This is a genomic window from Phytoactinopolyspora endophytica (assembly GCF_004138495.1).
Taxonomy (GTDB): domain Bacteria; phylum Actinomycetota; class Actinomycetes; order Jiangellales; family Jiangellaceae; genus Phytoactinopolyspora; species Phytoactinopolyspora endophytica.
This window is the reverse complement of record NZ_ML142874.1, coordinates 52,224-61,738: the sequence shown is the minus strand read 5'-3', so window position 1 is coordinate 61,738 and position 9,515 is coordinate 52,224. Positions and strand designations below refer to the sequence as shown.

At 67.0% G+C, this 9,515-nt stretch carries 5 protein-coding genes; 3 read left to right on the top strand and 2 right to left on the bottom strand.

Going from position 1 to position 9,515, the window contains the following annotated elements:
- Positions 1 to 1,565, bottom strand: a 1,565-nt coding sequence (locus tag ELR45_RS31770) for an MMPL family transporter (RefSeq protein ID WP_205857667.1), incomplete at its 3' end; no start/stop codon positions are given.
- A gap of 206 nt (positions 1,566 to 1,771) precedes the next feature.
- Here ELR45_RS31770 and ELR45_RS31765 point away from each other — a divergent pair.
- A complete protein-coding gene (locus ELR45_RS31765; RefSeq protein WP_129669854.1) occupies positions 1,772 to 3,025 on the top strand; it encodes a sensor histidine kinase in 1,254 nt (417 codons plus the stop codon).
- Between the two features lie 93 nt (positions 3,026 to 3,118).
- Entirely contained in the window at positions 3,119 to 3,835 is a 717-nt protein-coding gene (locus tag ELR45_RS31760) for a response regulator transcription factor (protein WP_240760288.1), read from the top strand.
- Between the two features lie 127 nt (positions 3,836 to 3,962).
- Here ELR45_RS31760 and ELR45_RS31755 read toward each other — a convergent pair whose 3' ends face one another.
- The gene (locus ELR45_RS31755) at positions 3,963 to 6,713 is read right to left on the bottom strand and encodes an HNH endonuclease signature motif containing protein (protein WP_129669853.1); all 2,751 of its coding nucleotides are present in this window, start codon (positions 6,711 to 6,713) and stop codon (positions 3,963 to 3,965) included.
- Between the two features lie 838 nt (positions 6,714 to 7,551).
- Between ELR45_RS31755 and ELR45_RS31750 the strand changes: the two genes are divergently transcribed.
- Positions 7,552 to 9,515, top strand: a 1,964-nt coding sequence (locus ELR45_RS31750) for a hypothetical protein (RefSeq protein ID WP_165368277.1), incomplete at its 3' end; no start/stop codon positions are given.

Genomic DNA, 9,515 nt, shown 5'->3' with positions numbered 1-9,515 from the left:
GACATCGCGGCCGGGATCACCCCGTCGCGGATCGTCTGTGCCAGATCCTCGGTGGCCTCGTCCTGCGGTCCGGTCGTGGGCACGACCGTCATCATCGCGGTCTCGCCGGCCTCGTCCAACCGTGGCGGTGACACGGCGGCCACTCCGTCCGTGGCGTCGAGCCCTGCCTGCAGCTGCTGGATCGCCGCGTCGCCACCGGCCGGTGCGTCGCCGGTCTGCGAGAGGTCCGCCACCACGAGCAACGGCGCGTTGGCACCTTCACCGAAGCTTTCGGCCTGCATGTCGTAGGCGCGGCGGGTCGACGAGCCTTCCGGGTCGTTGCCCGCGTCGGGGAAGCCCATGTAGACACCGAGGAACGGGATCGCGAGCAGCACCATGCCGACCGTGCTCACGATGGTGGCCGGGATCCGGTACTTCTTCACCAGACCGCTCCATCGCACCCAACCCTTGGCCGGCACCATGTGACCGTCGTCGGTGACCTGGACGGGCTTGCGCTTACCGAGCGGGAGCCGGAGGCGGTCGATGCGGGTTCCGAGGTAGCCCAGAAGCGCGGGGAACAGGGTGATCGCGGCCGCCATGACGATCAGGACCGCCACCATCGCGACGACGGCGGCTCCGCTCATGAAAGACAGGCCCATGGCGAACAGGCCGAGCATGCTCACCATGACGGTGGCGCCGGCGACGAGCACCGCACGTCCTGCCGTGTCGAGTGTGGCTGCTGTCGCCGATTCGGGGTCCAGACCGGCCGCCCGCCACTCCCGGAATCGGGTCACCATCAGCAGTGCGTAGTCGATCCCCAAGGCGATACCGAGCATCATGCCGAGTACGGGCGCGAAGTCCGGCACGTCGACCAAGGCGGCCAGCAACCCAACCAGGCTCGCGCTCACCGCCAGGCCGCTGATCGCCATCGCGAGCGGCAATCCGGCGGCCACCAAGGAGCCGAACGTCAGCAGCAGGATCACCGCCGCCGCGAGCAGGCCGATCATCTCCGAGCCGACCTCGCTCTCCTCGGCGAGCTGTATGGCCTGCCCGCCCAGCGCGACCTCCAGGCCGTCGTGCTCGGCGGACTCGGCAGCCGCCATCAGCCGCTCGGTGTCCTCGACCGGCATATCGTTCGCGTTGGTGACGTCGAGGTAGAGACGAGCGACGATGGTCTGGCCGTCCTCCGACACGCTGCCCGGCATCTCGTACGGGTTCTCGACGCTCGCCACGTGCGGCAGGCCGCTGAGCTCGTTGAGCAGCGCGGTCATCTCGCCTTGGACCTGAGGGTCGGTGACGCCGTCGTCGGCGTGCGCGACGATGTCGACGGGGTCGCCGGCCTGGCTCGGGAACCGGTCCTCGAGCAGATCCTGGGCATGCTTGGAGTCGGAGTCGGGCGCAGAGAAGTCGGTGGCGAAGTCTCCGCCGAATGCGCCTGACAACCCCACTGCCAGCGCAGCCGCGGCAACCCAGGCCATGATGACGCGTCCTCGACGCCGGAACGCGAACCCGCCGAGCCTTCCCAACGGTCCTCGCCGAGGCAGCTCGGTTCGCGAGCCCTCGACGACGGATGCGATGTCGGTCATCGTTCTCTCCCAAGGTCGTGAATTGCGTGTACGTGAAACGACATCAATAACGGTGGCGCCCAGCCGGTGGTCGCGTCTTCGATCAGAGGGCGGCTTCGGCTACGCAGCTGTGCGCGGGCAGCGGTGTGCCGACTACGCCCGTCGTCGTAGACGACAGCGCTCTCTGTCGGATCCGGCTGCCGGCATGCCGGGGCTATGATCGCCGAATGAGTCGACCGGGCCTCCTGCGCTTGCCAGCGCAGGTCCAGGATGTGCTGCTCGCTGCATTCATCACAGTGATGCAGGTGCAGGGCACCGCCGCGTCGTCGTCCAACTCGACCATCGACTTCCGGTCGCTTTCCGACTTCGGCTATCTCGGGTACGCGTTGCTGATTCTCAGCGGTGCGGTCCTGGTCTTCCGACGCCGCTGGCCGGTGGCCGTGTTCGCGACGACGGCCGTGATGAGCGTGGTGTACTTCTCGGCTGAGTTCCCCGACGGTCCTGGCTGGCTCGCGCTCTTCATCGCCCTGTACACCCTGACGGCGTACGGCGACGGGCGAAGGTCGGTAAGGATCGCGGCGGTCGGAATCGCCGTGCTCGCGACGTGGTGGCTCATCGTGGGTGCCGATGTCGAGCCGAGGGAGGCCCTCGGCTGGGTGTTCTTCCGGATCGGAGCGTCCACCATGGCGGCCGCTCTTGGCGAGTCCATCCGGTCACGGCGGGTGATCGCGGCCGAAGCTCAGCAGCGCGCGGAGCATGCCGAGCGGACGCGGGAAGAAGAGGCCCGACGACGGGTGGACGCCGAGCGGCTGAGGATAGCTCGCGATGTTCACGACACGGTCGCGCACGCCATCGCCATCATCAACGTACAGGCCGGAGTTACCGCGCATGTGCTGGACAAGCGGCCTGAGCGCGCTCGCGATACGCTGGTCACCATCGAGCAGACCAGCTCGCAAGCGCTGCATGAGATGCGGGTCATCCTCGGCGTGCTTCGGGGATCGGGTGACGAGCCCACCCGGGAACAGGGATTGAACCAGCTCGACGAGCTCGCCGCCATGGCGCGCGAAGCCGAACTTGACGTCAAGGTGGAAGTAGGGCCAATCGCACCGGACCTACCGGTGGCCGTCGACCGTACCGCATACCGAATTCTGCAGGAGTCGATCACCAACGCGATCCGGCACGCGCCCGGGGCGCGGATCACGGTGGGGGTCGAGTGCCGGTCAGATGTGTTGGAGATCCACGTCGCCGACGACGGCGGACACGCGGGCGGGCGCGAAGACGAACGCAACGCCGGCGCAGAGGCTGGGGCGCCGATTGCCCGCCGGTCCAATAGCGCGGCCGGAACAGGCCGCGGCATCGTAGGGATGCGGGAGCGTTGCCTGCTGCTTGGCGGCGAACTCACCGCAGGTCCGCGAGCCGGCGGCGGCTTCGAGGTGCGGGCACATTTGCCGCTGAATCCGGCAGAGGCGGTGGGGCAATGAGCCGCCCCGACGACGGCGGCGTAGCGATGGCACTCCAGACACCGTTGACGTACCACAGACAATGACACGCCACAGATGAGTGACATGCCAGCGATGAGTGACACCCCAGAGATGAGTGACACGCCAGAGACAAGGCCGATCAAGGTAGTGCTGGCCGATGACCAGGTCTTGGTGCGGGCCGGATTCAAGGTGCTGCTCGACGTCGAGGAGGACATCTCCGTCGTCGGAGAGGCGACCAACGGTGCTGAGGCGGTCGAACAGGCCCGGCTCACCCGCCCCGACGTCGTGCTCATGGACATCCGGATGCCGGGGGTCGACGGAATCAAGGCGACCTCGCAGATCGCCGGGATCCGCGGCCTCGCCCACGTGAAGGTCCTGATCCTGACCACGTATGACACCGATGCGTACGTTTTCGAGGCGCTGCGGGCCGGCGCCAGCGGCTTCATGCTCAAGGACGCCGGACCGTCGGAGCTGCTGCATGGCATCCGGGTGGTCGCCGGCGGCGAGGCACTCCTGGCGCCGAGGATCACTCGCCGCCTCATCGGACAGTTCACTGCTACTCGGGCCGCCAACCAGGTGGCCGAGGAACGGCTCACCGTGCTCACTCAGCGAGAGCGCGAGGTAGTTGCACTAGTGGGCGAAGGGCTCAGCAACGCCGAGATCGGCGCACGGTTGTTTCTCAGCCCGGCGACGGCGCGCACGCATGTGAGCAACGCCATGGTGAAGCTCGGGGCTCGGGATCGGGCACAACTGGTGGTCATCGCCTATCAGACCGGCCTGGTGAGTCCTTCCGCGCCCGGGTCTGCCTAGTCAGCCGGGCCTGTCTCGTCGCGCCTACCTGATCGGACCTACCCGTCGGGCCTGTCTCGTCGCGCCTACCCTGGTGGGCCTACCCCCCGTTGGACCTACCTCGCCTGGCCTGTCTCGTCGGTGACTCTCAGAACGGTGGCGGGTCGTCTTCAGGTCTGACGCTGAGTGGCTGTTCGGGTTCCTTGGTCATGGTCGTCTTCCGCGGCTCGGGCATGATGGGTGCGCATTCACAGGCGCCGATGCAGCCGCAGGCGTGAACCTTTGTGGGCGCGACTCGTAGCCCCTGGAGAAGGTGAGCACGTGCGTCGTCGTCACTGTCGCTGTGTTCGGCACTGCTCTCGTGCCCGCCGTGGTCCTCGTGGCCGCCGTGGCTCTCGTGCCCGCCGTAGTAGGCGGGCTGGTCGTGGTGTCCGTTCCAGGCCTGGTCCTGTTGGCTGGCTCGGTCCTGCTGGTTTGCCTCGTGTTGGTCCTGGGTGTGTTGTTCCTCCTCGCGGGGCCGGATCGTGGGTAAGGCGGGCATGATCTTCGGTGGCCGGTTCAGGTAATGATGACCCAACGGGCAGCGCCATAGGGTCAGCTCGGGAGTGGGTTTGGAGACTTCCCAGCCGCCTTCATGACGTAGTCGGTGATCGTGCCGACACGCGGAGCCGAGGTTGTCGGCAGTGGTCAAGCCGCCGTGGGCGTATTCGTCGATGTGGTCCTGGTCGGTGCGAATCGCCGGCATCCGGCAGCACGGATGCGTACATCGACGGTCACGGATCTGCACCCATCGGCGTAGCCGGGTGGCGGCGGTCCGCCGCCGCGGATCATCGCCGGGAGTGTCATTGTGACCGTCGCTCTCTTCGTGACCGTCGCTCTCTTCGTGGATGTGGAGTGCGTCGTGCTGGTCGGCTTCTGTCTGTCCGGCGTTGTCAAGGTCCAGGGCGTTGTGCTGATGGGACAAGTCACGGATGACCGGCGCCCAGCGGGCGCACTGCTCCCACGTCACGCGCGCGTCTGAGGTCACGTGTCTGCCCCCTGCCATGTCCCTGCCCGCTCCCACGTCGTGACTCATTCCCACGTCGTGGCTCATTCCCACGTCGGTGCCCGTGTCGGCGTCGTTGGCCGCCGAGTCGTGCCCCTGCGCCCCGGTGATCACGGCAGCAAGACGGGACAGGTCACCGGTAGTGACCTGGAGTTCGAGGATGCCACCACGACGGGTGTCTCGGCGGGATCTGGCCCGGCCTGGTGGCCGGTGAGGTCGAGCGGTGGTGATCCCGGCATGCACCAGTTCGCCGCGCTCGTTGCACACGGCAAAACGCCACTGCGCCGAGGCCATCCGCTCGGCGATCTCGCGTGCGAGGGTGGCTGACACACAGTCCCAGGCAGGTATCTCGCCGGGGCGTTCGTCCAATCCGAGCAGTGTGGCCAGGCCGACTCGCAACTCGGACACCGACCACCCCCTCGCCGGCGTTTCGGCGCCGGCATCGTCGGCTCGGCCGCTGAGGTCGCGGTGAACGTCGTGGTTGTTCAGCGCGTCGCGCGCGTCGCTGCCACCGGCGGGACCGCGCGGCGGACCACCGGGTCGAGCGCCACCACCGCCGGCGCCACCACCGGCGCCACCACCGGTGTCGTCACCCGCGTCGTCGTCCCCACCGGAGTCGTCTCCACCGGAGTCGTCTCCACCGTTGTCGTCGCCATGGTCGTCGTGCCCACGGTTGTCGTCGTTGCCTGCGTCGTCCCTGACGTTGTCGTTACCGGGGTTGTCGTCTCCACCGTCGTCTGCGCTGTTGAGGTCGCGACCGTGATCGTCGTCACCGTCGTCGACGTCGCGGCGGCCTTGGTCGGTGGCGCCCTCGTGATCACCGCCGCCGGGGTCGCTGCTGGCGTCGCTCTGGCTGCTGCCCGCGCTTGTGCCCGTGCTGCCTTTGCTGTCGTCGATGTCGGTGAACGGGTGGGCCAGGACGTAGCTGATGATCTCGGTCTCGGTGAGATCTTCGAGGGTTCCATCCAGCATGCCCAGGAAAATGTCGACACGGACGTGGTCGATCTTGCGTTTGTCTCCGGCACGTTTGCACGCCCGTGCCAGGCTGTCGACGCGGTCGCAGGCGGCGGCGGCACGGTCGATGGGTAGGTCATAGCCGGACACGTTCGCAGTCCCGTCCGGGTTACGCGAGCCAACCACCCGGCGACCCTTGATCGCCTTGCGGTACTTTTTGTGCGCCCATTCCGGGTCGATCGCCAACGCGGCGCGCTTGATCGCATCGATCAGCTCCGCCACCGTCAACCCGGGCGCATCCGGCAACAAGAATGCGCACACCTGAGCCGCCTGCTCGTCGGCCAAACCCTCAGTCCATTGGCAAAACGCCTGTGCACGGGGCTCATCCAGCATCCCGGTCAACATCGCCTGTCCGAGCATGGGCAGACGGTGGTGTACGTCGTAGGCCAGCTGAAAGGCGTTGTTGGCCCGGGTACGCGACCACACCAGCGCGGCGCGAGCATATTCGGGGGCGAAATGGCAAGGCTCTTGTAGTCGCTGCACACTGTCTGTAGAGCCTTTGACGCGCATGCCCGTCTCCAACAAGCACAACAGAAAGATCCCCCGGTCCCGACACGACTGCCGGTAGGCGGCCTTGAGCACTTCCACCGTGTCAAACCCGGACACCCCAGCGATCGGGATTTCCTCCAGGACAGCGAGCAACTCCGCACCCGGAGGTGCATACGCCAACCCCTCCGGAATCGGCCACGGCCACCCACCGCCGCCGTCCGCACCGCCGCTGTGATCATCACCATCCTGGGCGTCATAGACAGCGCGACTGCAGGGCTCGAGGGCGTCGCGGTACTCAGCGGTGTGGCCGTCGTCGGCGGCACCGTCAGCGTCGTCGTGGGAGCCGAACACGCTGGGCACCTCCTCCCAGGTGATGAGCAGACCCGCACAAAGACAGGTCAGGATCGACAGGGATTTGGTCCGGCCATCCCCGCCGGACCGAACATCTACCGCGGCTCAACACACCTGAACGGAAAGAACCAATAGCGTCTGGCTCGTAAACGAAGCCTACATCGAACAATAGTTCGATTCAAGCCGATATCCGAGCGGACTAGCGTGCAGCCTCGGGGAACCGCGTCCTGACGACCCCAAGTGCCGCCGTCACCTGTTGACGCACGAGGAACGTGGCTGCTGAGGCACACGGAGTTCGTTGTGAACCCGGTCTCGTTGTGAAATCGGTATGGCGGAATGACAGGCCATTCTTGGTGCGGAACGCGCCTAGCACCTTCACCGCGAGGTCAACGGCAAGGACACGTATCTGGTGTATCGATCGGCGCGCCGGTCGCCCGTAGCGAAGGAATCGTGAGGTCATTCGCCTGGCGGCCGGAACGCTCGAGCATGAGACGAACGGCGCGCGGCCACGATCGTCGAGGCCACGTAGCATCGACATCGGCGCTCCACAGTCGACGGTGAGGTTCTGCTGGGGGAAGCCGGTGAGATTTCTGCCGGGAGCGACGATGAGGCTCTGTCGGGGAAACCGACGGCGAGACTCTACGAGCGAGAACGAGAGGGAACGTGGTCGATGTCCATGAGGCACCGTTTTCGCATCCGTGTCCGCATCCGACCGTACCGGCGCCGAACGATCGTAGGGCCGGAGGCTGACCCCGGCATGACCATCCTTCGGCGGACACGCAGGGCTGTGCGCAGAGCCGCGGCAGTCCTGCCGCGCGCTGCTGCGCGGTCTGCCGCCGTGACCGTTGCAGGCACCATCCTGGCGGTCGCAACCGCGGTCGTGATGCTGCCCGCGCCGGCCGCACAAGCCCAGCCCGTCGTCGACGGCCTGCGGTTCGAGTCGGACACGACCTTCCGGCTGGATCCCGACGAGGAGCGGGTCCGGGTCACGGTCGAGATGACGCTGACCAACGAACGGCCAGACCAGGGCAACACGTTCTACTATTTCGATCAGGTCAGTGTCCCGGCGCTGGCCGAGGCGGAAAACGCGTCGGCGGAGGCTCCGGGGAGCGGGGCGCTGCCTGTCGACTTCGACGAGGCCGACGGGTCCGGCCTGTCGGTGATCTCCATCGGTCTGCCGTCTCAGCTCCGATACGGCCAGACCCAGCAGGTGCAGGTCTCGTACGACCTGCCGAACCAGCCGCCGCGCTCGGACTACCTGACCCGGGTGAGTGGCGGGTATGCCTCCTTCCCGGTCTTCCCGTTCGGCGATCCCGGTCTCACGAGCGTCACGGTCATCATCCCGGACTCCTACGACGAGATCACGGTGGGCGACGCCGGCCTCGGATATGACCGCCGGGACGGTAATGTGATCTACACCGACAGCGACATCGCTGACCCATGGAACTACTGGGTGGCGGTCGCGGCCCGCAACGACGGCCTGCTCGAGGAGCGGGCAGTGGAGATCGGCGGTACCTCCGGAAGCCTGCGGCACTGGCCGGGTGACGAGGAATGGGCCGGTTTCGTGGAGGGCACGCTGGATGCGGGTGTGCCGATGCTGGAGGAGCTCACCGGCTTGTCATGGCCGTCGGAGGGCGAGCTGCAGGTGATCGAGTCGGCGGCGCCGCACGCAATGGGCTTCGGCGGCTGGTATGACAGCGAAGAGCATACGATCCAGATCGGCGACGAGCTGGACGCCCAGCTGATTCTGCACGAGCTCTCACACGTCTGGTTCAACCGGGAGCTCACCACGGAGCTGTGGATCCTCGAAGGGCTGGCGGAGTTGTACTCACACCAAGCATTGGAACGGATCGACGGGCAAGCTCCGGAACCGGAGAGCTTGCCGGACGACGATCCGGGTGCGCAGCCGTTGCGATCGTGGGTCCAGACCGCAGCCAGTCGCGAGGAACAGGATCCGTATGCGTACACCATGTCGTGGTGGGTCTTCGACCAGATCTTCGACGAGGTCGGGGCGGAACCCATGGCGGAGGTCATCACGGCGCTGGACGGCAGGGAGATCGCCTACCGGGCCGGCCCCGAGCCGGAGGTACTCGATGCCGGCGTCGATTGGCGTCATCTCCTCGACCTCCTGGAAGAGGTCGCTGGATCGGAGCGAGCGGTCGAGCTGTACGAGAGTCATGTGTTGCCCGGCGATGACGTCGAGCGGCTCGCGGATCGGGCAGAGGCACGCGGGACCTACGCCGAGTTCGCCGCCGACAGCGACGGCTGGGCCCCGCCGTTCGAGCTGCGACGTGCCATGGCGGACTGGGAGTTCGACGAGGCCGACGGCCTGATCGAGTCGTCCGCCGCCGTGTTGGACGTCCGCAACGAGGTGCTGGCCGCCACGGATGGGTTCGGCCTCACGGAGCTGCCCATGCTGAAGGAGGCCTACCAGGGCGCCGAGGACATCAACGCGGTCAAAGAACAGGCCGACGAGTATGCGGAATCGGCGGAGACCCTGTCGGATGCCCGGACCATGCCAGGTGGAGTGGCTGGAGTCCTGTCGCGGATCGGCATGCTGGGCCGGAACGTCGACGACGAGTTGGAGGACGCGGCGGCGGATCTCGGCCGTGGTGATTTGGACGATGCTCTCGACAAGGTGGCCGAGGTCGAGGACGAGATCGACGAGTCGACGTTGATCGGCGGCGTGCTGGTCGGGGAGATGCTCGTCGGGCTCGGCGTCGCGTGGCCGCTGAGACGCCGGCACAACCGGCACGGCTCGGCTGCCGCTCCATCGGCGGACCAGCCGGACATCCTTCCTCC